Origin of the sequence: Burkholderia sp. Bp9140, assembly GCF_003853425.1 — a bacterium.
GTDB lineage: Bacteria > Pseudomonadota > Gammaproteobacteria > Burkholderiales > Burkholderiaceae > Burkholderia.
The window spans coordinates 1-24,033 of the sequence record NZ_QTPQ01000063.1 but is presented as its reverse complement, the minus strand read 5'-3'; the positions used below and the strand labels follow the sequence as shown (position 1 = coordinate 24,033).

General features: G+C 66.2%; 23 protein-coding genes. 17 read left to right on the top strand and 6 right to left on the bottom strand.

Going from position 1 to position 24,033, the window contains the following annotated elements:
* Nucleotides 1–213 precede the first annotated feature (213 nt).
* The 5 genes from DIE21_RS34770 to DIE21_RS34745 all read right to left on the bottom strand — a co-directional run bounded on the left by DIE21_RS34770 (nt 214) and on the right by DIE21_RS34745 (nt 5,421).
* Nucleotides 214–1,164 carry a universal stress protein gene (locus DIE21_RS34770; protein ID WP_124501874.1) on the bottom strand — a complete coding sequence of 317 codons (951 nt, stop codon included), beginning with the start codon at nt 1,162–1,164 and terminating at the stop codon, nt 214–216.
* A 246-nt stretch (nt 1,165–1,410) separates the two neighbouring features.
* Complete coding sequence (locus tag DIE21_RS34765; RefSeq protein WP_124501884.1) at nt 1,411–1,995, bottom strand: hemerythrin domain-containing protein; 585 nt, start codon at nt 1,993–1,995, stop codon at nt 1,411–1,413.
* Between the two features lie 785 nt (nt 1,996–2,780).
* On the bottom strand, nt 2,781–3,785 hold the full coding sequence (locus DIE21_RS34755; RefSeq protein WP_124501873.1) for a hypothetical protein: 1,005 nt from the start codon (nt 3,783–3,785) through the stop codon (nt 2,781–2,783).
* A 100-nt stretch (nt 3,786–3,885) separates the two neighbouring features.
* Nucleotides 3,886–4,713 carry a hypothetical protein gene (locus DIE21_RS34750; protein WP_124501872.1) on the bottom strand — a complete coding sequence of 276 codons (828 nt, stop codon included), beginning with the start codon at nt 4,711–4,713 and terminating at the stop codon, nt 3,886–3,888.
* Nucleotides 4,714–4,833: 120 nt separating this feature from the next.
* Entirely contained in the window at nt 4,834–5,421 is a 588-nt protein-coding gene (locus tag DIE21_RS34745; protein ID WP_124501871.1) for a tetratricopeptide repeat protein, read from the bottom strand.
* A gap of 375 nt (nt 5,422–5,796) precedes the next feature.
* Here DIE21_RS34745 and DIE21_RS34740 point away from each other — a divergent pair, with 375 nt between their 5' ends.
* The 6 genes from DIE21_RS34740 (at nt 5,797) to DIE21_RS34715 (ending at nt 10,425) form a co-directional block, all read left to right on the top strand.
* Nucleotides 5,797–6,408 (top strand): TetR/AcrR family transcriptional regulator, encoded by a 612-nt coding sequence (locus DIE21_RS34740; RefSeq protein WP_124501870.1) that lies wholly within the window; start codon nt 5,797–5,799, stop codon nt 6,406–6,408.
* Nucleotides 6,409–6,826: 418 nt separating this feature from the next.
* A complete protein-coding gene (locus DIE21_RS34735) occupies nt 6,827–7,633 on the top strand; it encodes a transporter substrate-binding domain-containing protein (RefSeq protein ID WP_124501869.1) in 807 nt (268 codons plus the stop codon).
* 89 nt (nt 7,634–7,722) lie between these two features.
* A complete protein-coding gene (locus DIE21_RS34730) occupies nt 7,723–8,409 on the top strand; it encodes an amino acid ABC transporter permease (RefSeq protein WP_124501868.1) in 687 nt (228 codons plus the stop codon).
* Nucleotides 8,406–9,056, top strand: coding sequence for an amino acid ABC transporter permease (locus DIE21_RS34725; protein ID WP_124501867.1), 651 nt, complete (start codon nt 8,406–8,408; stop codon nt 9,054–9,056). Before DIE21_RS34730 ends, DIE21_RS34725 begins: the two co-directional genes overlap by 4 nt.
* Entirely contained in the window at nt 9,043–9,792 is a 750-nt protein-coding gene (locus DIE21_RS34720) for an amino acid ABC transporter ATP-binding protein (RefSeq protein WP_124501866.1), read from the top strand. Before DIE21_RS34725 ends, DIE21_RS34720 begins: the two co-directional genes overlap by 14 nt.
* Before the next feature lie 75 nt (nt 9,793–9,867).
* Entirely contained in the window at nt 9,868–10,425 is a 558-nt protein-coding gene (locus DIE21_RS34715) for a GNAT family N-acetyltransferase (RefSeq protein WP_260432592.1), read from the top strand.
* Nucleotides 10,426–10,452: 27 nt separating this feature from the next.
* On the opposite strand, the gene gcvA is transcribed toward DIE21_RS34715, so the two are convergent.
* On the bottom strand, nt 10,453–11,331 hold the full coding sequence (gene gcvA / locus DIE21_RS34710; protein ID WP_124501865.1) for a transcriptional regulator GcvA: 879 nt from the start codon (nt 11,329–11,331) through the stop codon (nt 10,453–10,455).
* Nucleotides 11,332–11,457: 126 nt separating this feature from the next.
* On the opposite strand from gcvA, the gene argH reads away from it, so the two are divergent.
* The 11 genes from argH (at nt 11,458) to DIE21_RS34650 (ending at nt 23,929) form a co-directional block, all read left to right on the top strand.
* Entirely contained in the window at nt 11,458–12,891 is a 1,434-nt protein-coding gene (argH, locus tag DIE21_RS34705; RefSeq protein WP_124501864.1) for an argininosuccinate lyase, read from the top strand.
* Nucleotides 12,885–13,778, top strand: coding sequence for an amino acid ABC transporter permease (locus tag DIE21_RS34700; RefSeq protein WP_124501863.1), 894 nt, complete (start codon nt 12,885–12,887; stop codon nt 13,776–13,778). The genes argH and DIE21_RS34700 overlap by 7 nt, the downstream gene beginning before the upstream one ends.
* On the top strand, nt 13,775–14,578 hold the full coding sequence (locus DIE21_RS34695) for an amino acid ABC transporter ATP-binding protein (RefSeq protein WP_124501862.1): 804 nt from the start codon (nt 13,775–13,777) through the stop codon (nt 14,576–14,578). Before DIE21_RS34700 ends, DIE21_RS34695 begins: the two co-directional genes overlap by 4 nt.
* A gap of 96 nt (nt 14,579–14,674) precedes the next feature.
* The gene (locus tag DIE21_RS34690) at nt 14,675–15,508 is read left to right on the top strand and encodes an ABC transporter substrate-binding protein (protein WP_124501861.1); all 834 of its coding nucleotides are present in this window, start codon (nt 14,675–14,677) and stop codon (nt 15,506–15,508) included.
* A 7-nt stretch (nt 15,509–15,515) separates the two neighbouring features.
* Complete coding sequence (locus DIE21_RS34685; protein WP_124501860.1) at nt 15,516–16,388, top strand: polysaccharide deacetylase; 873 nt, start codon at nt 15,516–15,518, stop codon at nt 16,386–16,388.
* Nucleotides 16,385–17,293 (top strand): polysaccharide deacetylase, encoded by a 909-nt coding sequence (locus DIE21_RS34680; protein WP_124501859.1) that lies wholly within the window; start codon nt 16,385–16,387, stop codon nt 17,291–17,293. The genes DIE21_RS34685 and DIE21_RS34680 overlap by 4 nt, the downstream gene beginning before the upstream one ends.
* On the top strand, nt 17,290–18,729 hold the full coding sequence (locus DIE21_RS34675; RefSeq protein WP_260432591.1) for an MmgE/PrpD family protein: 1,440 nt from the start codon (nt 17,290–17,292) through the stop codon (nt 18,727–18,729). Before DIE21_RS34680 ends, DIE21_RS34675 begins: the two co-directional genes overlap by 4 nt.
* A 1,201-nt stretch (nt 18,730–19,930) precedes the next feature.
* Complete coding sequence (locus DIE21_RS34665) at nt 19,931–22,189, top strand: YjbH domain-containing protein (protein WP_311767473.1); 2,259 nt, start codon at nt 19,931–19,933, stop codon at nt 22,187–22,189.
* 54 nt (nt 22,190–22,243) lie between these two features.
* Nucleotides 22,244–22,960 (top strand): carboxypeptidase-like regulatory domain-containing protein, encoded by a 717-nt coding sequence (locus DIE21_RS34660; RefSeq protein WP_124501857.1) that lies wholly within the window; start codon nt 22,244–22,246, stop codon nt 22,958–22,960.
* A 125-nt stretch (nt 22,961–23,085) separates the two neighbouring features.
* On the top strand, nt 23,086–23,472 hold the full coding sequence (locus DIE21_RS34655) for a type II toxin-antitoxin system PrlF family antitoxin (protein ID WP_260426830.1): 387 nt from the start codon (nt 23,086–23,088) through the stop codon (nt 23,470–23,472).
* On the top strand, nt 23,393–23,929 hold the full coding sequence (locus DIE21_RS34650) for a type II toxin-antitoxin system YhaV family toxin (protein ID WP_124501856.1): 537 nt from the start codon (nt 23,393–23,395) through the stop codon (nt 23,927–23,929). The genes DIE21_RS34655 and DIE21_RS34650 overlap by 80 nt, the downstream gene beginning before the upstream one ends.
* The last annotated feature ends 104 nt before the right edge of the window (nt 23,930–24,033 follow it).

Here is a 24,033-nt window from a genome sequence, read left to right as displayed (position 1 = left end):
CCGGCGACAGTTTCGTCGGCGGCATGGTCTGGGCGCTGGCGGGCGGCGTGCCGTTGGAGGGTCGCGGACACGCCGCACGACGGGCCGGACGTCATGCAGGTGCAGGCGATGCAGCGTGTGCTGTACGGGCTCGAAGCCATCGTGCGCCTGCATTGCGCGCAGGAGGAGGCGCTGTTCCACGCGGTGGGAACGGAGGCGCGACAACGAAACGCGTCACGCGCGACGTGCGTTTACGAGAAGAAGCGGCGTTTTCGTGATCCGCGCAACGCGTGCGGCCACGCTGCCAACCACCCAGCCCGCCGCACCTCGCCGTCCATGGGTGCCCATGACGATCATGTCCGCATTCCAGTCGATGGCGTCGCGCGCGATGATGTGCGAAACGTCCGCGCCTTTTCGATCCGTTCGGATCAGTTCCGATTGCGCTTGTCCGGCCACGCCATCGAGCAGGGTCATGGCTTTTTGCAGCGCTTGATTGCCTTCGCCGATCAATGCCGCTTCCAGCGTCTCGACCGGGACGAAATCACCCAACGACACCGGGCGATCGAGGACGTATATCGCACGCAATTCGGTGGTGGGCCTCGCGAACGTCAATCCGGTTCGCAACGCGTGGAACGCAACCGGACTGCCGTCGACAGCAAACAGCATGCGCCGCGGCAGGTGTTCGGCAACCGGCGCAAACCCCTCGGGAACGATGAGCAGCGGGCAGCCGACGAGTTTGCCGAGCGGGCCGGAAACCGTTCCTTCGATCCATCCGAGCAAGCCATGATGCTGACGTGCGCCGACGATCAGGAGTTCGGCTTGCCACGCTTGCGCACTGTCGGCCAGCACATGCACGATATCTGCGCCATGCGTGGACAGGTCGATGACTTCCGTGTCGACGGCGATGTCGTCGCGCTGCATGGCGCTTTTGGCGCGCGACAGGGCGTCGGCGGCATCTGTCAGCAATTCGTCGCGCGCCGATTCGAGAAACGCCATCGATTTCGATCCGCGCGGGACGAGTGTGCGCGGATTGTCGGCAACGCTCACGATGTGGACCGATGCATTCGACGGCACGAAGCTTCTGGCATACGCGAGGGCGTGATCGGATGCGATCGAGCCGTCGATGGCGATCAGTACCCGTTGGGGAGCGAGAACTGCCTGGCGGGGTGAGGTGCGGGTGCTCATGAATGCCTCCCGATGGCAACCGGCGATCGTCCGTACGGCGATTTTTCGCCCGTCCGGCTTTTACCGGCTTGACCTTCGTCAAGCGCGTTCGTCATCGCGGTGCAACGGGGGAGGATGAGGAATCAGCCGGTGGCTGCCTGGAAACCGTGCCTGGGTCAGTGCGTTTGCTTCGCCGGATCGAAGTCTTCGGGAATGGAACACGCACGACATGACCGGCCGTCCATCGACCGATGCAACCGAACGAGGCTAGCTGGCTTCGTGATCCGGGATGGCATGGACGATCATCGAGAACAGTCTTTCCAGATCCTCTTCCGGTTTCTCGCCGTCGAACGGGTCGCGATTCGCTGCAAAGGCGGCATCGATCTCGGCCCAGTCATCCGTCGTCAACAGACGTTTGGCGGCCGGCAAGATCAGTGTTTCTTCCAGGCACCGATGGTCCGCATGGAACTCCGCATAATCGTCCATCAGCGCGCCCAGCGTGTGAAGTGCGGAGGCCCCCTTCAACTCATACCGGGTCAGCGCATGCTCGAGATTTCTCAACTTCATGTCGCCTTGATCGTGCTGAGCCTCGAGTTCATCAAGGACGCTGTCGAACTCGCTGGTTCGCTCCCGCAATGGCCTGAACAGGTAGCGATCCTCTTTGGGATGATGTATCTGCTGCGGGTATTCCCGAATATAGTAAAGCATCGCCCGAAACACGATGAGGCCCGGAACGGGGGCACCGGCAACAAGCAGATGGACGAAGCGTCGCATGCCGTCGATAACGACGGACAACTGCACGTGTTCCTGGAGGATGACGGCTACTGCGCTACGCGGCCCGAGCAACGGCATTTCAAACTCCACGGCGGGAACGGAACAACCCGCGGCTTGCGGCTTGCGGCTCGCTGCGACTGCAAGCACGCAACCCGGTTTCGATACCTCCATATTGGTCATGCACGGTTCGCCGTCAAAGCGCGCGAACGCCGCGGCGTTGATGAGGATCAACGGACAGCGCTGTGTGTTCGTCCGGCGGCCGCTTCGAGCGACGAAACGCTGGCCGGCCGCTGGTCCGATGTTTGCCGCCGTCCTTGCAGCCACGAGGCCGCAACGCGCCCGTTACAGCGCGCCATGTTTCCCGCTTCACCCGATATCGTCGGCCTGACCCCGATGCCGGCCTGAACGCGTCGGCCATGGGAGGATGCGCGGAAGAATGTTCTTCGTATGGATCAGACGGTGCGCCAGCGCGCCGAGGACGTGCAGGCCGACCAGCGCGGCGGGCCCGTATGCCGTCAGCGCATGCAGTTCTCCCAGCCAGTGTTGGCGGGCATTTCGCATACGTCGACGGGCTGAACGGAACGGGGTTCGGCGTGCGTGTCACGTGACCGGTGTCGGTCTGACTCCCTGGCATCGGCGACATGACGGTCAACGCAGGTGCGCGCATACGCGGTGCCGGGCCGGCCCGTGTCTTTCAGGCCGAATGCAGCCGCGAGGCGAAGCTGGCATTGCCTTCAGCTTGAGCGGAGCCTGCTGTCGCTCCGGCAGGCCGGGGCGGCGCATCCGAGGTACGCGGTTCGACCCGCGCGGAACACCCGGCAAGGGCCGGCCCGCGCGATGCGCGCCGGGTCGGCAGCGTCCGCTCAGTTCTGCGTGAGCGGATTCAGCGTCGTGCACAGGAAACCCGTGCAGTTTCCGGCCTTGAAATAGAAAGGCGCCTGCTGCATCGCCGCCGGCGGCGGCGCGCTGAACGCCAGTTCACCGAGATACGCATTGCCCTGCGCGCCGTAATCGTTCGCCTGCTGCACGAAGTTCGCGCCGGTCGACTGAGTCGCGGCCGACTGGTACGTGAAGGTCGACGACTGCATCTGGTCCTTCACGTAGATCCACGACATCGTGCTGCCGAACACTTGCCCGCCCTTCGCGCGATAGCCCTTCGCACCTTCGCTGTTGGACTGCGCGATGAAGTCGTTGATGCTCGCCGCCGGGGTCAGCGCATCGTACGTATAGGTCGCGTTCGACGCGTTGTTCTTCATGTAGACGTTCGCCTGCACCGATCCGACGACCATCGCGCTGAAGAACCAGTAGCCCGACTGGCCCTGCGCATTTGCCTGCGTGAGGAATGCGTTCGGATCGGCCGGCAGGCCCGTCGTCGTGTACGTGTAGGTCGCCGACGAACCGCCGTCCTTGCGATAGAGATAACCGTAACCGTACGGTCCTTCGTAGCGATAGCCGTTCGCGCCCTGGCCGTTGGCCTGGCCGAGGAAGCCTGCCCAGTCGGCCGGCGGCGATTGCAGTTGATACGTGTAGGTCTGGGCGGTGCCGTCGTTCACGAAGATCGAGCGCGTGCCGCCGCTGGCCGCGTCATAGTAGTAGTCGCCGAGATAGCGGTAGCCCTTCGCGCCCTCGCTGTTGAGGAGCGTCAGGAAGCCCGGGCCGTCGGCCGCGGGCGTCTGCGCATCGTAGCGCCACGTCAGCGTGCTGCCGCCCGAGCCACCGGTCCCTCCGCTGCCGCTACCGCCGGCGCCACCGCTGCCGCCGTTGTCGCTCGTCCCGCCGCCGGATGCGGCGGGCGAGGCATTGTCGTCGCCGCCGCCGCAAGCGGTCAGCGCCAGACAGGTCAGTGCAATCAATGTAGCGGCTTTCATCAGGATCACCTCGAAACGAAAAGGACGAACGGAGCCGGTACGCGCGGACAAGTCATGTACCGGAAATCGGCCGGTGGCAAGCACCACCGGGCCGGGGACGTCAGTTGACCTGCAACTGGCCGCCGCGGCCGAGGCCGCCCTTGACGTCTTGCGCCTTGTAGCTGCGCAGCGCGACGACCATCTTGTTCCACGCGTCGATGAACGCGACGACCGTCGCCTTGCCTTCCGGCGTCGTCGAGAAACCGGCCAGGCCGCCGCCCACGCCGCCGCCGAGGCCGCCCAGCGCCGCGCCGTAGTTGGTCGCCGTCGAGCTGCCTTCGGCCGCCGCGATCTGCACGGCCGAGCGCACGTCGAACAGCGTCAGCGTCACGACCGACGCCTTCGTCTGCAGATGGCCGGCCACCGCCGCGACCGCGCCGTTGCCGATCAGCCCGCCGATCATGCTGCCGATGCCGCCGATCGGCGAATCGTTGATCACGATCTGCGGTTCCATGTAGTAGTCGGCCGCGACGCGCTGGCCTCTCTGCTGCTTCGAGCCCGCGCGGTATTCGCCCGAGTTGCGCTGCAACTGCGTGATGCGCGACAGGCGCGCGTCGGTCTTCTGGTTGCCGAGCGACGTGATCACGAAGCAGTTCGACTGCTGCACGGCCAGCCGCAGCAGCGGATCGATGCTCGTCACCTTGGTCGCACTGCCGAACGGGCCCCACCAGTCGGCGTTGCGGCCGTCGTCGACGGCGATCGTGCCGAGCGGCGACGCACAGCGCTGCAGTTGCGAATCGGCACCGGCGCTCGTGCCGCCCGCGGCGGCACCGGTCACGCCGGCGTTCTGGCCGCCGGGCGTCACCATGCCGCCGCAGCCGGCGACGGACGCGCAAAGCGCTGAAACCAGCGCATCTCGAGTGAGACGTTGGGAAAGGTTGGTCTTCATGTCGTTATCGATCGATAGAGTCGTTGTTCGGCTTATGTGTTCGTGCGAACGTCGATAAGCCCCCCGGCGTGGCGCGCGATGGTGGTCTCCCCGCGGCGGCCCCCGTTGCTTTCGGCCCGGTCAGTAGTACCAGTACGTCTGCTGCCAGACGCCGTAGTACGGATAGCCCGAGTACCAGTAGCCGTAATAGACGTCACGCCATTGCGTGCGCCATTTCCAGTCGTCCTCGTCTTCCTGCTTCGCCTTGCGGGCGAGTTCGAGCAGCTTTTTCGATTCCTTGTCGCCGCGGCCCGCCGCGATCGACAGCCACTTGTCCGCTTCGCGCGAATCCGAGCCCATCTCCTCGAGGCCGAACAGGTAGAAACTTCCGAGCGCCTTCTGCGCGTTCAGGTCGCCGCGCTCGGCGGCGTCGCGCATCCACTTGAGTGCCTGATAGCTGTCCTGGCGCACGCCGTCGCCGCGGAAATAACGCAGGCCGAGGTCGTAGGCGGCCTTCGGCTGGGTCTTCGCGGCCTGCTTCAGCGACACGATGCGCGGATCTTCGTGGTCGTCCGAATCGCGCCTTTTTTGATAGGAGACCTGATCTTTAGGGCGATCGGAACAACCCGTGTCATCGCAGATCCGGACCGTTTTGCTGGTAATGGACGGATCCTGCGCGCACGCGGCCAGCAGCAACAGCAGCCCCCGCGCCAGTAAACGGCGAACCATTTTTGCTTTCCCCACGTGTCGTTTGCGCCGTACTGCTTCGCGCTATCCCACCCCGCGAGCGCGCACTCGGCGTGGTGCACGGCGAGGCGAATGCAATTCGTCAACGTCGGCACACAGCCAAGTCTCTCTCAGGCTCTCTTTTCGGCATTGCCACATCAATGCAACAGCAGAAAATATCGATCCTTATTTTCTCGGTTCAAATGATACATATCGGTCTATCCAATAGTCAAGGCAACTTGCAATTCAGTTTGCCGGATGAGGGGAGGTGTGTCGGTTCCTTTTTCAGGCGAGCCGGAAGGGCAGGCGTAAGTGGACGGGACAATGTTAGAATAATCGGTCTACACGGTATGAAGCCTCGAGGAGGAGGACCCGGTCGTGAGAGCCAACAAACGCCAGCAGGTGGTAGACAAAGCGACCGAACTGTTCTCCAGGCACGGTTTCCATCCTGTCGGTGTCGACTGGATCATCGACGATTCCGGCGTTGCCCGAATGACGCTCTATCGGCATTTTCCGAGCAAGGACGAACTCATCCGCGAAGTGCTGGTTCAGCGTTACGACCTGATCGTCGGCAGCATCGACGCGCAACTGCAGCACGTGCGCGACCCGGTCGAGCGCGTCAAGACGATCTTCGACTGGTATGAGGCCTGGTTCAATACGCCGGAATTTGCCGGCTGCCTGTTCGAGCGCGCGTTGGCCGAATTCGGGACCGCTTATGCGCCGATCTCCGACGTCGCGATCCGCTACCGCCGCACAATGGTCGAATGGATCGCCGAACTGCTCGAGCCGCTCGTGGTGCCCGAAACGGCAAAACGGCTGGCCGGCGTCTACATGATGCTGCTCGACGGTGCGACGGTCGACGCGCGGGCGTTCAACGATTCCGCGTCTGCCGGGCGCGCATGGCAAGCGGCGAAGTCCCTTCTCGAACAGGAAATGTGCGCCACCAACCGGTCCGCGACAGATGCGGACGGCGCAACGCAGCCTGCCTAGCACGCTGACCACGGTTCGCCGACAGTGGCGAATGGATCCGCCAAGCGGGCAACCTGCACGGCGCGAGCACGCGAACAGCGCCGGTTCGCGACGTCGTGCATCGCGCGAGCGCCACCTCCCGGTTCGTCTTTGCATCCGACACCCCGCGCGTCCTGGATCGATGCGCTGCGCCCGCCCGCCTTCGGTTCGTGGTGACGATCGGTCAGGTAATTTGGTGCGCCGGCGCGCGCCGCGAATGGGCAACCGCTGCGGCCGGCGCCGGCTCATGCACCGAAATGAGGAATGCAGTTCGCCGACATTTCCGTCAAGTGCCGCTGCGACAGGCCTTGCACGGCAATGGCCCGGTTTTTGCTGGAGTTGCCGAGGCCGCGCAACGTTGCGCGCTGCCCGACGACATACCAGACAAGGAAGATTCACCGTGAGCCCGACGATCCGACCGTTCCCCCGACGCACCTGGCTGGCTGCGCTGATTGCAGCACCCGTGATGGCGCTGTTCGCTGCTGCACCGGCGCATGCCGACGCGCTCGATACCATCGCGAAAAACGGCGCGCTGCGCGTCGCGGTGCCTGAAGACTATCCGCCGTTCGGCTCGGTCGGTACGGACATGCAGCCGCAGGGCTATGACATCGACATGGCCGAACTGCTCGCCAAATCGCTCGGCGTGAAGCTGAAGCTGGTGCCGGTGAACAGTGCGAACCGGATTCCGTACCTGACGACCAACAAGGTCGACATGGTGATCTCGTCGCTCGGCAAGACGCCGGAGCGCGAGAAGGTCATCGACTTCTCGACCGCGTACGCACCGTATTTCCAGGGCGTGTTCGGGCCGCCCGACGTGAAGGTGGGCGCGCCCGCCGACCTGACCGGCAAGACCGTCGGCGCCACGCGCGGCGCGCTCGAGGAGATCGCGCTGTCGCAGCTGGCGCCGAACGCGACGATCAAGCGCTTCGAGGACAACAACGCGACGATCCAGGCATTCCTGTCGGGACAAGTGCAGCTGATCGCCGCCGGCAACATCGTCGCGGCGGCGATTCTCGCGAAGAATCCGCCGCGCCGGCCCGAGGTCAAGTTCGTGATCAAGAATTCGCCGTGCTTCGTCGGCGTCAACAAGAACGAACCGCGCCTGCTCGCGAAGATCGACGACACGATCGCGCATGCGAAGCAGGACGGCACGCTGGGCGCAATGTCGAGGAAGTGGCTCGGCCAGCCGTTGCCGGCCGGACTGTGACGGATCGCCGTGTCGCCTGATACGCAGCCGCGGCCGGCCTGCCCGGCGCGGCGCGTGTCGTTGCCCGAACCCGAATCTACCCCCTTCCCATGAGCTACCAGCTTCAATTCGGCGAGCTCGCCGATTACGCCGGCGTGTTCGCGAGCGGCGCGGCGATCACGCTCGCGCTGACCTCGGTCGCGACCGTACTCGGCGTGGCGCTCGGCGTGCTCGGCGCGGCCGCGTACAGCGCCGACGCACGCGCGGCCGTGCGGCTGCGCCCGCTGATCGGCGCGTACGTCGAGGCGATCCGCAATACGCCATTCGTCGTCCAGCTGTTCTTCCTCTTTTTCGGCTTGCCGGCACTCGGCGTGCACATCGGCGAATACACGGCCGCGATTCTCGCGATGACGCTCAATCTCGGCGCGTACTCGGTCGAGATCGTGCGCGCGGGCGTCGCTGCCGTGCCGAAAGGGCATCTGGAAGCGGCATCCGCGCTGGCGATGTCGCGCGCGCAGATGCTGCGCCACGTCGTGCTGCCGCAGGCGCTCGCCAAGGTGTTTCCGGCGCTCTCGAGCCAGATCGTGATCACGATGCTCGGGTCGGCGGTCGTGTCGCAGATCTCGGTGGCCGACCTGACCTATGCGGCGGGCTACATTCAGTCGCGCAACTTCCGCGCATTCGAGACGTATTTCGTCATCACGCTCGCGTATCTGGCGATGGCGCTGCTGCTGCGTGCGACGCTCGGCTCGATGGGGCGCCGCCTGTTCTCCCGTCGCGTGCGAGGTGCGCGATGACCGATTTCACGTTCGGGCAGATTCTCGCGAACCTGCTGCTGGCCGCGCGCTGGACGATCGTGCTGTCGATCGTGTCGTTCCTGTCCGGCGGCCTCGTCGGCCTCGGGCTGCTCGTGATGCGCGTATCGAATTCGACGCTGCTGCGCGGCTGCGCGAAGCTCTATATCGAGGTATTCCAGGGCACCCCGTTGCTGATGCAGCTGTTCATCGTGTTCTTCGGCCTGCCGCTCGTCGGTCTCGACGTTCCTCCGTGGGTCGCGGCCACGGCCGGGCTCACGTTCTTCACCAGCGCGTATCTCGCCGAAATCTGGCGCGGCTGCGTCGAGGCGGTGCCGAAAGGGCAGTGGGAGGCGTCCTCGAGCCTCGCGATGAGCTACGTCGAGCAGTTGCGTCATGTGATCCTGCCGCAGGCCGCGCGCATCGCGATCGCGCCGACCGTCGGCTTCGGCGTGCAGGCCGTGAAGGATACGGCGCTGGTGTCGATCATCGGGTTCACCGAGCTGACGAAGGTCGGCATCGCGATCTCGAACGCGACGTTCCGGCCGTTCGTCGTGTACGGGCTCGTCGCGCTGATCTATTTCGTACTGTGTTATCCGCTTACCCGTTACGCGCGCACGTTGCAAAGGAGATGGCATGCCGCTCGTTGAAACCCGTGGTCTCGAAAAGAACTTCGGCACCCATCATGTGCTCAAGGGCATCGATTTCTCCGTCGAGCGCGGGCAGGTCGTATCGATCATCGGCCGCAGCGGCTCGGGCAAGAGCACGCTGCTGCGCACGCTCAACGGGCTCGAGAGCATCGACGCGGGCACCATCTCGATCGACGGCGAACGTGTCGATGCACGGCACGCCGACCTGCGTGCGCTGCGGCTCAAGGTCGGGATGGTGTTCCAGCAATACAACCTGTTTCCGCACCTGAGCGCCGGGCAAAACGTGATGCTCGCGCAGTCGGTCGTGAAGAAGGCGCACCGCCAGCAGGCGCGCGCGATCGCGGAGCTGATGCTCGAGCGCGTCGGCCTCGGCGACAAGTTCGACGCCTTTCCGGAACAGCTGTCGGGCGGCCAGCAGCAGCGCGTCGCGATCGCCCGCGCGCTCGCGATGAAGCCGAGCGTGCTGCTGTGCGACGAAATCACGTCCGCGCTCGATCCCGAGCTCGTCGGCGAGGTGCTGGGCGTCGTCGAGCAGCTCGCGCGCGAGGACATGACGCTGATCATGGTCACGCACGAGATGAACTTCGCGCGTGCGGTGAGCGACCGGATCGTGTTCATGCATCAGGGCAGGGTGTGGGAGAGCGGCACGGCGGAAGACATCTTCGAGCGGCCGCAGACGGTGGAGTTGACACGGTTTCTGGGCAGCGTCCGCCACACCGAAGCCGTTGCGCGCTGATCCGCGCCGCCTGCGGAGTGCTGACATCGTCGCCCGGATCGTCGACAATCCCCGGCGTATGCACCGTGCCCGCGCGTGCCAAGCCGCCCGAGAGAGTCTTCCATGTCCGGAATAGCCATCAGGTCCGCCAACGTCGACGATGCGCAGGCGATCGCCGATTTTCACGTCAAGGTCTGGCGGCATACCTATCGCGCGCTCGCACCGGCGCAAGCGCATGCCGTCCTCGACGAGCACTATCGCGGCAGGAAATGGCGGGAAAAGCTCGCATCGCGCGACGGTGACCAACGGGTGCTCGTGGCGGAAACCGACGGCAGGATCGTCGGAATCGGGGCGGCCGGCGCGCCGTCGGAGCCGATCTTCGGCGACCGTGGCGAGATCAAGTTCCTGTATGTCGACCCCGCATTCAAGCGTCGCGGCATCGGTCACGCGCTGCTCGCGCAACTCGCTACGCATCTGAACCACATGCGGTATCGGGGCGCGGCGTTGAGTGTCGTCAAGGGCAACGACGCCGCGATCGCCTTTTACGCGTCGCTGAACGGCCGCTTGGCAGGCGAGTATGTCGATGCCGGGCCGGTCTGGCGATCGCACAACATCGTGATGGTGTGGGACGACCTGGCGAGTCTCGTTACCTGAGCCCGCCACCTGCCGCGCGCACGCGCGTCACGCCAGGCGGGCGCGCAGCCACGTCGTGAACGCGGTCACGAGCGGCGAATCGGCCAGTTCGTGACGCGTGACCAGATAGTAGGCGTGACGAGACGGCACCGTCGCGCTGAACGGCCGCACGAGCGTGCCGTCGATCAGGTCGTCGCGCACGGAGAGGCTGTCGCCGAGCGCGACGCCTTGCCCGTGCACCGCGGCTTCGACGCCGATGTGCGCATTGCCGATTTCCAGGATGCGGATGCCCGGCAGCTTGTCCGCGTTCGCTTCCGCCAGCCAGCGCATCCACGAACCCGCGTGCTCGCAGAACAGCGTGCGTCCCGCGAGATCCTGCACCTTGCGGATGGCGTCGGGCCCGTTCATCAACGCCGGGCTCACGACCGGGAACAGCGCCGGATGCGCGAGCAGCTCGACGCGCCGGTTCCGCCAGTTGCCTTCCCCGTACCGAATGCATACGTCGACGTCGGTCGAGTAGGTCTCGCGATCGTCGTTCGACGGAATCACCTTCAGGTGGATCCCCGGATAGCGCTCGAGGAAATCGCCGATGTGCCGGGCAAGCCAGCGCGACGTCAGCGACAGCGGCGTCGACACGACGAGATCGCCGGCGGCCGCCGGCGAATCGAGCCTGACGGTGGCGTTCGCGATCATGTCGAACGCGGCGCCGACCGGCTCCAGCAAGGCCTCGCCTTCGGGCGTGAGCTTCACGCGGGCCTTTGATCTGATGAATAGCGCGACGCCGAGCGTGCTCTCGAGAATCCGGATCTGGTGGCTGACCGCGCTCGCGGTCACGTGCAGTTCGTCGGCGGCAGCCGACACGCTGCCGCGCCGGGCGGCGGCCTCGAACGCGCGAAGCGGGTTCAGCGGGGGTAGGCGATTGCGCATCGGCGGTCGCGTCCGAGGCGACGGTGCTGAGAAAAATTGCATTTAAGCGGATTCAATTTCTCGCTACAACAAAAAAAATTGAATGCCTACAGTGGGGACAATCCAACCGAGTCGAGGTCGACCGCAATGAGCCTTACCGAACCGATCGAGCGCCTGTGGGGCGGCCGCTTCCAGTCGAAACCGTCCGACGCGCTGCTGAACCTGTCGCGCTCCGATCCGAGTTTCTTCCGCCTCGTGCCGTACGATCTCGCGGGCTCCCGCGCCCATGCACGCGAGTTGAATCGCGCCGGCATCGTGAATGACGACGAACTCGCGCAGTTGCTGACCGCCATGGACGGCATCGCGCGCGACTACGCGGCCGGTGCGATCGCGCCGTCGCTCGCCGACGAGGACGTGCACACCTTCCTCGAGCGCGTGCTCACGCAGCGGCTGCCCGCGCTGGGCGGCAAGCTGCGCGCCGGGCGCTCGCGCAACGACCAGGCGGCGAACGACCTGCGCCTGTACCTGCGTGACAAGGCACGCCAGGTCGTGCGCGGCGTGCTCGACCTGCAGGATGCGCTGGTCGGCCAGGCGAGCCGGCACGTCGACACGGTGACCGCCGGATTCACCCACCTGCAGCCCGCGCAGCCGATCGTGTTCGGTCATCAGCTGCTTGCGCACGCGCAGTCGCTGTATCGCGACGCCGACCGCCTGGTCGACTGGGACCGCCGCACCGCGCGTTCGCCGCTCGGCGCGGCCGCGCTCGCGGGCTCGGCGATCTGCGTGCGGCCCGAGCTGTCCGCGCGGGAGCTCGGCTACGACGCGCCGTGCGAGAACTCGATCGACGCGGTGGCCGCGCGCGATCACGTCGCCGAATTCGTGTTCGTCACGAGCATGCTGGCCGTGAACCTGTCCCGCCTGTCGGAAGAAGTGATCCTGTGGACGTCGCGGCAATTCCGCTGGGTGGAACTCGATGACGGCTACGCGACGGGCAGCTCGATCATGCCGCAGAAGAAGAACCCGGACATCGCGGAACTCACGCGCGGCAAGGCAGGACGCCTGATCGGCAACCTGACGGGCCTGCTCGCGACGTTGAAGTCGTTGCCGCTCGCATACAACCGCGATCTCGCGGAGGACAAGATCGCGGCGTTCGATTCGATCGACACGCTCGAACTCGTGCTGCCCGCGATGGCGGGAATGATCCGCACGATGCGCGTGAACGTCGACGAGATGCGTCGCCAGGCGCCGCTCGGCTTCACGCTCGCAACCGAGGTCGCGGACTGGCTGGCGCTGACGGGTGTGCCGTTCAGCGAAGCACACGAGATCACCGGCACGCTCGTGCGCGCGTGCGAGCGCGACGGCGTCGAGCTGGCCGACGCGAGCGCGGAACAGCTGCAGGCCGTCGACACGCGCCTCGCACCCGAGGTGCGCGCGCATCTGACGCTGGACGCGGCCGTCGCGGCCCGCGGCGGTGCGGGCGGCACGTCGCCCGCGCGCGTGCGCGAGCAGATCGGCCGCCTGAACGACGCGATCGAGCGCCAGGCCGCGTGGGCCGCCGCCTACCGGGGGCCGTCATGCTGAGCGCATCCGATTCGAGCCGCCTCGACGGCGCACCGGAGCCGGCCGCGCGCGCGGCGGACGGCACCGCCGGGCTCGTTCGCGTGCGGCGGCGCTACTGGGGCCGCTATGTCGCGTCGATCGCGATCATTGCCGCGCTTGCCTATGTGGCGGTCGCGTTCGCGCGCGGACAGATCGAATGGCGCGTCGTCGGCCAATTCCTGACCGCGCGCTCGATCCTGACGGGGCTCGCCAACACGATCGTGATGACCGTCCTCGCGATGACGCTCGGCGTCGTGCTCGGTGTCGTCACCGCGGTGATGCGGCTGTCGTCGAACCCGGTGCTCAATGCGATCGCGCAGGGTTACATCTGGCTGTTCCGCGGCACGCCGGTGATCCTGCAACTGCTGCTGTGGTTCAACCTCGCACTGGTGTTTCCGACGCTCGGCATCCCGGGTATCGCCGAATACCGGACCGTCGACGTGATGACGCCGTTCCTCGCGGCGGTGCTCGGGCTCGGCATCAACCAGGGGGCCTATACGTCGGAAGTCGTGCGGGCAGGGCTGCTGTCAGTCGACACGGGCCAGTACGAGGCCGCGAAATCGATCGGCATGGCGCGCCTGCAGGCGCTGCGCCGGATCATCCTGCCGCAGGCGATGCGCGTGATCGTGCCGCCGATCGGCAACGAGCTGATCGGCATGGTCAAGCTGACGTCGCTGGCGAGCGTCGTGCAGTACGCGGAGATGCTGCACAACGCGCAGAACATCTATTACGCGAACGCCCGCGTGATCGAGCTGCTGATCGTCGCGGGCATCTGGTATCTCGCGGTCGTCACCGTGCTGTCGCTCGCGCAGGCGCGCGTCGAACGGCGTTTCGCGCGCGGCGCGGGCAGGGCGGCGGGCCGCAAATGAACGACACGACCCTCAACCTTCGGGAGAACGCCATGACGAACGCGGTCGTTCGCGCCGTCGACGTACGCAAGTCGTACGGTGATTTCCAGGCACTGCACGGCATCACGCTCGACGTCGCGCCCGGCGAAGTCCTGTGCATCATCGGGCCGTCGGGCTCGGGCAAGAGCACGTTCCTGCGCTGCATCAACCAGCTCGAGACGATCAGCGCCGGCGCGCTGTGGGTCAACGGCGAACTGGCCGGCTACCGCCGCGCCGGCGACCGGCTCCACGAGCTGTCGGAGCGACAGGTCGCACGCCAGCGGCTGGCGACGAGCATGGTGTTCCAGCGCTTCAACCTGTTTCCGCACAAGACCGCGCTCGAGAACGTGATCGAAGGCCCCGTGCAGGTGCTCAAGCGCCGCCGCGCGCAAGCCGAGGAGGAAGCGCGCGCGCTGCTCGCGCGCGTCGGGCTCGCGCACAAGTGCGACGCGTTTCCGATCGAGCTGTCGGGCGGCCAGCAGCAGCGCGTCGCGATCGCCCGGGCGCTCGCGATGCATCCGCAGCTGATCCTGTTCGACGAACCGACATCGGCGCTCGACCCCGAACTCGTCGGTGAAGTGCTGGCCGTGATGCGCGATCTCGCGAAGAGCGGGATGACGATGATCGTCGTCACGCACGAGCTCGGGTTCGCGCGCGAGGTGGCCGACCGCGTCGTGTTCATGGACGGCGGCCGGATCGTCGAGAGCGGACCGCCCGACCAGGTGCTGTCCGCGCCGACGCACGCGCGTACGCGCGAGTTCATCTCCGCCGTGATTGCATGAACGGGCCGGTCGCGCCGCACCGCCGCGACCGATCGATCGAGCCGCCGACAAGCGCGGCGTAGTCCTCCATTACTCCATCAAGACAAGGCGACACCCATGAAAGCATCCGTCCTGACCCGCACGCTGGCCGCTGTCGCATTCGGCGCACTCGCGCTTCACGCACCGTTCGCCGCCGCGCAATCCGCGAGCGCGAAACGCACGCTGAACGTCGCGATCGTGCCGAACTACCCGCCGTTCGAATACAAGGATCCGGCGACCGACAAGCTGGCGGGCTTCGACGTCGATCTCGGCGAGGCGCTCGCCGCGAAGATGGGCGCGAAACTGAACTGGGTCGAAACGAGCTTCGACCAAATGATGAGCGCGGTCGCGACGCAACGCGTCGACATGATCCTGTCCGGCATGACCGACCTGCCGACGCGCCGCGATGCGGTGACGTTCGTCGACTACATCGAGACGGGCCCGCAGTTCTATACGCTGAAGACACGCGCCGGCGAGTTCGCGCAGATGGGCGCGCTGTGCGGCAAGCGCGTCGGCTCGAGCCGGCGCACGTCGTTCCCCGACAACACCACCGCGTGGAGCGCGGAGAACTGCGTGAAGGCCGGCAAGCCGGCGATCGTCGTCGTCGGCACCGACGGCTCGTCGGACGCGCGGATGCAGTTGCGCCAGAACCGCATCGACGCGGCCGTGCAGGGCGGCGAGACGCTGCCGTACCAGAACGGCCTCGAGCAGAACGCGTATGCGCCGGTCGGCAAGCCGTTCCTGTCGCAATACACGGGCATCGGCGTCGCGAAGAGCAATACCGCGCTGAGCAGTGCGCTGACGACGGCGCTCAACCAGCTGATCGCGGACGGCTCGTACCAGAAGCTGCTCGCGAAGTGGGGACTCCAGGAGCACGCGGTGGCGAAGGCGATGATCAACGGCACCCGCTGAGCGAACGATGACGGACCTGGCTCCCCGCTGGCCGGACGCGAAGCGCGCGTGCGTCGCGCTCGCGTTCGATCTCGACGGTCCGACCGGCGACGCGATGCTGAACGGGTCGATCTGGCGCAATCCCGCGTATTTCACGCTCGGCAGCTACGGGCCGTGGCGCGCGCTGGGGCGGCTGCTCGACATGCTCGCGTCGTTCGGCCTGCCCGCGACGTTCTTCGTGCCCGCGTGGGTCGCGCGGACCTGGCCCGCGCCATGCGCGGCAATCGTCGAGCGCGGCCACGAGATCGGATATCACGGTTACCGGCACGAGGCGTTCTGGACGCTCGCGCCCGAGCGGCAGCGCGAGATCATGGCGCAGTCGGCCGACGTCTTCCACCGCACGCTCGGGGTGCGTCCAGTCGGGTTCCGCACGCCGTCCGGCGACTGGAGCGAGGCGACCGTGGCGGTGCTGCGCGAAGCTGGCGTGCGCTATTCGAGCTCGATGCGTGGCGACGACCGTCCCTACCTGCTGCCCGGTGCGGACGGCGAGCCGCCGCTCGTCGAGATTCCCGGCCGTTGGGAGACCGACGATTACGCGTCGCTTGCGTATCACCGCAACCCCGACTATCCGGCCGGGCTCGACCGGATCGCCGGCTACGGTGCGACGCTCGACAACTGGATGCGCGAATTCGACGGCGTATACCGCGAAGGGCTGTGCCTGACGACGCTGCTTCATCCGAAAGTCTGCGGCAAGCCGGGGCGCATCGCGCTGCTGGAGGCCTGGCTCGGCCACATGTGCGCGCAGGAGGGCGTGTGGTTTGCGCGCTGCCGCGACGTGGCCGACTGGTGGCTTGCACAACATGCGCAACCCGCGCAACCCACTCACCGGAGCGGCATGTGAAGACACCGCCTTCCTGGCCCGGCGGCGCGCGATGCGCGGTCGCGATCACGGTCGACTTCAACGACATTCATGGCATCCAGACACGCGAGCCGCGCATCGTCGGCCGTGAAAAATCGCTGTCGGCATGGCGCTACGGCGCGACCCGCGGCGTCGACCGGCTGCTCGCGGCGTTCGACGAATTCAGCGTGCCGACGAGCTGGTTCGTGCCGGGCCGTGTCGCGCAGACGCATGGCGACGCCGTGCGTTCGATCGCGGCCAGCGGGCACGAGCTCGGCGTGAGCGGTTTTCGCTGCGAGGATTTCGACGCACTGCCGCTGGCCGCGCAGATCGATGCGTGCCGCGCCGGGCGGGCGGCGCTCGCGGACGCCACCGGGTGCGGCGTGGAAGGCTTTCGCTCGTTCACGGGCAACTGGGCCGAAGGCTTTGCGGACTTTCTCGTGGCGGAAGGCTTCACGTGGTCGTCGTCGTGGCGCGGCGACGACTTGCCGTACCTGCATCCGCGCGGCGACGGGGGCACGGACGACGCGCGGCTCGTCGAGCTGCCGCTGCACTACGAACTCGAGGACGAGCCGTACTTCGAGTTCAACCTGTCGCCGCCGGTGCCGGCCGGTCAGCCGCGTATCGCCGCATACCGAGAGGTGCTCGACAACTGGCGGCACGACGTCGACGGGTTCCGGCGCTTCGGGCTGTGCTGCGTGCTGCGCCTGCATCCCGAGATCATCGGCACGGCAGGGCGGATCGACCTGCTGCGTGCGTTGCTCGCCCATCTGCGCGACGCCGGTGACGTCTGGTTCGCGAGCGGGCGCGACGTCGCGCGCTGGTGGCGCGAGCACGTGAGCGCCAACGAGCCGGACCATCCGGTCGATGTGTTCGCACGTTGCGTGGCAGAGGAGTCGGCGCGATGACGATGGATACCGAAACGCGCGCCACGCGGCTCGCGACGTTCGTCGCGCAGACACCCGCCGCCGCCGTGCCTGACGATGTCGTCGCGAAAGCCAAGCGGCACGTGCTCGATACGTTCGGTGCCGCCCTGGCTGGCACGTCGGCCGTCGAGACGCGCAGCGCACGTGCGCTCACCGGCGCCGTCGCGCGCGGCGGTGCGTCGCTGTGGGGCACGCGATGCAGGGCAGGGGCGCGCGACGCCGCGTTCGTCAACGGGATCGCCGCGCACGCGCTCGAGCTCGACGATGCCGGCGGCTGCGATCATTCGGGTGCCGTCGTGCTGCCGGCCGTGCTCGCCGCGCTGTCGTGCGCGGGCCGCCCCGTGACGGGCCGGGAATGCGTGACGGCGATCGTGCTCGGCTACGACGTCGGCCGGCGCGTGCTGGAAGCAGCCGGCGGCTACTCGGCCCACAACGGTGCCGGCTGGCACTCCACGCTCAGTTGCGGCGTGTTCGGCGCGGCAGCGGCAAGCGCGCGCGTGCTCGGGCTCGACGCCGCGCGCACGCGCGACGCGCTGGGCCATGCGGCAAGTTTCTCCGGTGGCCTGTGGGGCTTCATCCACGATGGATCGCAGACGAAGCGGCTGCATGCCGGGCGCGCGGCGGAAGGCGGTGTGCTCGCGGCGCTGCTGGCACGCGAAGGCGTGAGCGGCCCCGCCCGGGTGTTCGACGACGTGTGGGGTGGTTTCTTCAACACCTTCGCCGCGCAATCGCATGCGCCCGACGCACTGACCGACGGCCTCGGCGCGCACTGGAAACTGATGCGCTGCTCGATCAAGCCGCACGCGTCGTGCCGCAGCGCGCATGCGGCAGTCGACGCGGCGCTGCAGCTTGCGGACGGTCGCACGTTCGAGGCCGGCGGGATCGAGCGGGTGGTCGTGCGGGCGAGTGCGTTCGTTGCCCGGATGTGCGGCGGACGCGACCTGTCGACGCTGTCGTCGGCGCAGATGAGCCTGCCGTACGCGGTTGCGGCGGCCTTTGCGTATGGCGACACGGGGATCGGGGTTTATCGCGACGACCGGCGTGCGGATTCGCGCGTCACGGCGTTGCTCGCGCGCATCGCGATCGAGATCGATCCGGCGCTGGGCGATCTCGACGAGCCGACGGTGATCCTGCATCGCGCGGACGGACGGCGGGAATCGCGTCACGTGCCGATCGCGCTCGGCGACCCTCGCAATCCGCTGTCCGATGCGGCGCTGCTGGCGAAGTATCGTGCGCTGGCGGGCATGGCGCTCGAGCGTGCGCAGGTCGATGCGTTGAGCGACACGTGCCTGTCGCTGGAGCGGTTGGCGGACGCGCGGGTGCTGAACGTGCTGCTTGCCGGCATTTGCCGTGAATTTCGCGAAGTCGCACCGGCAGCGAAGCCCCGACTGACCGGAGCGCGGACGGTTACGAGTTGACCTTCGCTGTAAACCATCCAGCCCATTACCTTCTCGCCAGACTTTTGCTGCCGTGTATGGCTAAGCGGGGCAGGGTGGTGTTAACTCCCGCTTGCGGATTTCTATTGGCACCACGGGAGTCTGCATGACCGTTGGCCGTGAAGCAGTTGGATAGCACCGTCGCGTCCTTGCCGTCGATCGCCAGAAAGTTTACAAGCATCGGCCTATCTCATCGATCTCAAACAGCTTGCTCCCGATGGCTCAGCGGGACGACTTGTGTATAAGCCGATGCCGTAAACGGCGTCAAAATCACGGGGACCCCGCATCGGCGTGTTTACGATCGTCGCGTATCTGTTTTTCCGGGCGCGCAGGCATCTATCGCGCGCAGCGCGTGTCCCGTCACGCTCCGTCTCGTATCGCCGCGCCGACCATCAGTCGTGCGCGCGCACGCATCAAGCGATTGATTCGATACGGGTTTATCGGGTGTTCAAGCGAAAGGCGATCCCGTTCGCGCGCTCGGGCATGTTTATTTCCGTCGACTCAACTTGTCGGATTTGATCAAGAATTCGGCGCAGATAGCGCTTCCGGTTTCCATTAGACTTACTCGCATATAGGTAACGATCCGTAATGCAGGAGCGAGACATGCGAACCCATGGGAACGCACGTCTGAATGTAACGATTGCCCGCGGACGTGTACTGCAAGGCGTCGGCACGATCGCCGGACGCGTGAGCATGGGGTGAAAGTCGTTTAATTATTAAGTCATACGAACGAAATAAATGTTGACGAAATCCGGTGCCGATTACGGTCGCCGGGCTTGATTGCGCGAGCGAATCGCTTCTGGGAACGGTCCACGCGGCGGGACGAGGTGGGCGCGCCAAATCGCTGACGGGCGCGCGATGTTGGGGGGGCGTTGCCATGTGTCGATCCCGGTGCCAGGTGGTCGGCGTGCGACAGCGATCGGAGTTACGCATGCCGGTGCGGGCGAAGCGCCATTCCGCGGGACGGGGTTGGGTGCAGGATCGTGATGGATCTTCGATCGCATCGTCGCCGCATGGGCGTTCACGGCCACGAGCGATGCCAGTGCCGCGGCGGTGCGTGTCGACGTTCGGCGATGTCGAATGCCACACACGATACGAACAATCAAGTACACGACCGATGATAATCAAGCTACGTGCGAACGCGACCACGAACAAGCCGGCGGCCGTTGCCCTGGGGGCAGCGTTGGCATTTTCCCTGCCGGCTGGTGCGGCGGGCACGCCGGTGCTGACATCGCTGGGGCAGTCCGGCGGGCTCTTGATTCCATATGGATTCACGCTGCCGGAGGGGACATTCGAGGGGCAATACAACAACTACATCGATCCACGGTTCGGGAACCGGACGACGAGTTCGGACATCGTCTGGGGCGCGATCGGCCTGTTTCCCCACGTGGAGGTATCCGGCGGTCTGGCGAACTATCCAGGCGACGTACGCGCGAGGGTGCCGGGCTACGACCATATCGTGCTTCGGCATCTGATGGCGAACGCAAAGGTCTCGATTCCGAAGTTCTTCACATACCAGCCGGACATTGCGATCGGCATCAATGACGTTGGCGGGCAAACGCATTACTTCCGGTCCACCTACGGTGTCGTATCGCAAGTGCTCGGGCCCGCGACGCTGACGGTCGGCTACGGGCACGGCGACCGGCTCGACGGGGTGTTCGGCGGCGCCGAGCTTCGGCTGTGGCACACGGGCCTGTCGCTGCTGGCGGAGCACGATTCGAAAACGCCCTATGCGGGCATCCGCTTCCAGTCGCCGCCGATCAAGTGGCTGGCCGACGCGAGCCTCGTGGGCACCGTGATGCGCTCGCTGAGGCATACGGACAGCATCGCGCCGCGCACGTCGTTCTCGATCGGCGTGCAGATTCCGCTCGGCAGGCGGTTCGATGCCGCGCGTTGCGGCGATGGCTTGTGCGGCGACGCGCCGGTTGCCGCGGCAGGCGCATCGGCGCCGGACGACGCGCGCGCGGCGGACGACGACACGCTGCGACCTGCGGCCGCGCTCGCGCCGCTCAGGGCATTCACGCGGATCGAGCCTGCCACGCCTGCGGCGGCGGACGCGTCACGCAACGATCGAGTCATGCCGTCGCTTCACACGCCGCCGGATCTCGTTCGGACCGCCGCGCCGGCAGTCGACGCGGTGCCGGACCCGGCGGCGCTCGACAGGATCGTGCGCGCGCTGACGGACGCCGGACTCGAGCGCGTGCGCGCCGGCATGGCGGGCGCGGATCTCGTCGTCGAATATGAAAACCACCGCTACAACCAGAACGAGGCGGACGCGCTGGGCATCGCGCTCGGCGCGGCAGCGGAGTACGCGCCGAAGGGCGTCGAGACCGTGCGCGTCGTGATCAAGAAGGCGAACGAGCCGGTGGGCGAGGTGAGCGTCGATCGGGCGAACTACGCGCGCTTCGTCGCGGGTGGCGCGTCGACCGCCGCCGGCGCGTCGCTGTCGATGCGCACGCGGCCGACGCACGATGCGGATTCGCTCGCGTGGGTGGGCAACGCCCGCGCGCACGGGCTCGTACGGATCCAGATCGCGCCGGTCACGCGCTACCTCTACGGCACTGACTACGGCAACTTCGACTACTCCGTGGGCGCGAAAATCCAGGGCTTCGTGCCGCTGTGGCGCGGCGCGGAACTGTATTCGAGCGTGATCGTGCCGATCGCGAACAGCAAGAACATGGACAACGGCCGCGTCTACGACCCATACCGCTTGCGCGGCGGGCTGTCGACCGTTGCGCTCGTGCAGAGCTTCTGGATTGCGCCGCGCGTTTTCAACGTGACCGCGCTCGGCAAGTTCGACCTCCAGTACCTGGGCGTCGAAAACGAGACGACCGCGTTCGTACCGGGCCGTCCCGACGTGGTGCGGCTGAAGCTCGCCTATCTGCATCACGAGCCGGGCAAGGATACGCTGCCGGCGGAGAAGAACGCGCTGCTCACGTACCGGTGGGTCGAGCCCGCGTGGAAGATGTGGATCGAGGCGGGCGTCGCGCGCTATGTCGGTGGCGACAAGGGCCCGCTGATCACGTTGACGCGCTGGTTCGACGACGTGTCGTTCAGCGTGCAGGGATGGCACAGCGGCCACGGCTCGTTCGTCGGCGCGTCGGTCAGTTTCCCGTTGACGCCGCGCCAGGGCATGAAGCCGGGGATCGTGCAAATCAACGGGCCCGAGCAGTTCTCGCTCAATTTCCGCACGCGTGTCGGATCGTCGAACTATCTCGCGCAAGACGGCGCCGAGAATCTCGACTTTGCCTACAACGCGCAACAGTTCCTGCTCAACCAGGGGCGCTTCAGCGCCGAGTACTTCGCGACGCAGCTTTACCGGATGCGCGATGCATACAAGCGCTACGCGCATTCCGCCGGGGTGGCGCCGCCCGCGACGGAGGCGGCGCTGCCGGCTGACGGCGTGCAGCCGTCGGCCGCGCGCGAGGCAAGCATTCAATGATCGAGGGACCGGAGAGTCCTCAGGAAAATCGAGTTGACCTAACGGAGAAAATCGATGAAGACGATGAAGAAAGCGGCACTGAGGGTATTGCAAGTCGGCACGTTTGCGCTCGCGGGTACGCTCGCGGCATGTGGCGGGGGCGACGACAGTACGAGCACGACGCCTCCGAACGCGTCGTCGGCCACGATCAGCGGCACGGCCGCGACCGGCGCACCGATGGCGAACGCGGCGATCACGATCGTGTGCGCGACCGGCAACGGTTCGGGCACGGCCGACGCGAACGGCGCGTTCTCGGTCACGTTCGTGCTCGCGGGGCCGTGCACGATCACCGGCACGAACGGGACGACCACGCTGCACTCGTTCGCGAGCGGCGGCGGCACGTTCAACGTGACGCCGTTGACCGAACTGCTGCTGACCTACCTGGCGGGGCAACTGGGCACGGACCTGAACGGGCTGCTGTCGGGCCTGGCGTCCAATCCGACGTATCAAAGCGCGTTGACGAACCCCGCTGCCGTTGCGGCTGCGGCGAATGGGGTTGCCCAGACCATCAAGAACGAAACCGGCGTCACGCTGTCGACGTCCGCGTTCCTGACGACGTCGTTCAAGCCCGGCCAGGCCGGCCAGGATTCGGACCTCGAAGCGCTGAAATCGAAGGGCGCGATCGGAGGAAACGGCCAGCCGTCTGCGACGCTGCTCGGCAAGGTGGGCGACGCCGGCAAGGCAGCTGGCAAGCCCACCGGCGGCACCGGCGGCAGCGGCAACCCGGCGTAACGGCGAGCGAAGCCGCGCGCGGCGCAGTGCGCGCGGCTTCACATCCGGCGCGTTGCCCGCCACGCGGTTCGATGGCGAACTCGCGCGCCCGGGCAACTGCGCCTTGGCGGCTGATATGACTCCCCGTGTCAATCGGGTTCGTTTTTTCAGTTTTCGAAGGCATGTTGCCTGAATTTCCTGAGGGCGACGTAGCAGTAAAGCGCGACAAAATCCGCTACACAATCCGCCCCAGCGGGGAGGTGGTGCTGACCCGTGTCGAGTCCTCGGAGGAGGACGACCCGGTGCTCGGTCAGTTCCTGCGCTTTTTGGCTGGGGACATCGTCAGCCACCCTGAGCGCCTGCAGGCCATTGATGCCGAGCTTGTGCAGCGTCTTCAGTCGCTGACCGTCGGCGTCGAAGTCGATCTCGATGCCCCCTGTCGGCAGACGATGAATGAGCGGCAGCAGGCACACACCCTTGCATATCCACGGCTGGACGGTTTTTGCTCACCCGCTGTTTCTTGCTCAGCTTGAAGCGCTGACCCAGCAAGTCGAAATGCTCAAGCAAAAAGATCCTAGCGGGTACGTGACGAAGAACGCCACCAAGCGACTGGCGGCGATTACAACGCTAGCGTTCGATGTGATCCCACAAGAACCGGCGCGTCCGGAATACCGGCAAGGCAACGCGCTTGGCGAGGAGCATAAGCACTGGTTCCCGGCCAAGTTCTTCCAGCAGTACCGGCTTTTTTCCCGGTATCACGCGCCGAGCAAGGTGATCGTTTTCGCGTGGGTAAATGATGAGGACACCAAACGTGCCTACGAGAGCAGCGACGACGCCTACCGGGTGTTCCGCAAGATGCTCATCAGTCGTCGATCGCAGCTTGAGGTCGCGGAGCACGTGCGACCCACGATTTCCGCCGAGGGCTTGGGAAGAAAATTCCGCAAAACGCGGACACCGTGCCAGCCCCTACAAACCAGCAACCATATTTGACATAAGGCAAATTAGCGATTTTTTAGTTTGTAGTGGCTAAATTGAAATGTCCGCTTTTGGCTACATAGAAATGTCCGCTTTCGCGCCGCGTAAGCTGTCCGGCC

What these genes read in the sequence shown, in the direction of transcription:
- DIE21_RS34770 (WP_124501874.1), bottom strand. Translation starts at nt 1,164, where the DNA reads ATGAGCACCCGCACCTCACCCCGCCAGGCAGTTCTCGCTCCCCAACGG.
- DIE21_RS34765 (WP_124501884.1), bottom strand. Translation starts at nt 1,995, where the DNA reads ATGCCGTTGCTCGGGCCGCGTAGCGCAGTAGCCGTCATCCTCCAGGAA.
- DIE21_RS34755 (WP_124501873.1), bottom strand. Translation starts at nt 3,785, where the DNA reads ATGAAAGCCGCTACATTGATTGCACTGACCTGTCTGGCGCTGACCGCT.
- DIE21_RS34750 (WP_124501872.1), bottom strand. Translation starts at nt 4,713, where the DNA reads ATGAAGACCAACCTTTCCCAACGTCTCACTCGAGATGCGCTGGTTTCA.
- DIE21_RS34745 (WP_124501871.1), bottom strand. Translation starts at nt 5,421, where the DNA reads ATGGTTCGCCGTTTACTGGCGCGGGGGCTGCTGTTGCTGCTGGCCGCG.
- DIE21_RS34730 (WP_124501868.1), top strand. Translation starts at nt 7,723, where the DNA reads ATGAGCTACCAGCTTCAATTCGGCGAGCTCGCCGATTACGCCGGCGTG.
- DIE21_RS34725 (WP_124501867.1), top strand. Translation starts at nt 8,406, where the DNA reads ATGACCGATTTCACGTTCGGGCAGATTCTCGCGAACCTGCTGCTGGCC.
- DIE21_RS34720 (WP_124501866.1), top strand. Translation starts at nt 9,043, where the DNA reads ATGCCGCTCGTTGAAACCCGTGGTCTCGAAAAGAACTTCGGCACCCAT.
- gcvA (WP_124501865.1), bottom strand. Translation starts at nt 11,331, where the DNA reads ATGCGCAATCGCCTACCCCCGCTGAACCCGCTTCGCGCGTTCGAGGCC.
- argH (WP_124501864.1), top strand. Translation starts at nt 11,458, where the DNA reads ATGAGCCTTACCGAACCGATCGAGCGCCTGTGGGGCGGCCGCTTCCAG.
- DIE21_RS34700 (WP_124501863.1), top strand. Translation starts at nt 12,885, where the DNA reads ATGCTGAGCGCATCCGATTCGAGCCGCCTCGACGGCGCACCGGAGCCG.
- DIE21_RS34695 (WP_124501862.1), top strand. Translation starts at nt 13,775, where the DNA reads ATGAACGACACGACCCTCAACCTTCGGGAGAACGCCATGACGAACGCG.
- DIE21_RS34690 (WP_124501861.1), top strand. Translation starts at nt 14,675, where the DNA reads ATGAAAGCATCCGTCCTGACCCGCACGCTGGCCGCTGTCGCATTCGGC.
- DIE21_RS34685 (WP_124501860.1), top strand. Translation starts at nt 15,516, where the DNA reads ATGACGGACCTGGCTCCCCGCTGGCCGGACGCGAAGCGCGCGTGCGTC.
- DIE21_RS34675 (WP_260432591.1), top strand. Translation starts at nt 17,290, where the DNA reads ATGACGATGGATACCGAAACGCGCGCCACGCGGCTCGCGACGTTCGTC.
- DIE21_RS34660 (WP_124501857.1), top strand. Translation starts at nt 22,244, where the DNA reads ATGAAGACGATGAAGAAAGCGGCACTGAGGGTATTGCAAGTCGGCACG.
- DIE21_RS34650 (WP_124501856.1), top strand. Translation starts at nt 23,393, where the DNA reads ATGAGCGGCAGCAGGCACACACCCTTGCATATCCACGGCTGGACGGTT.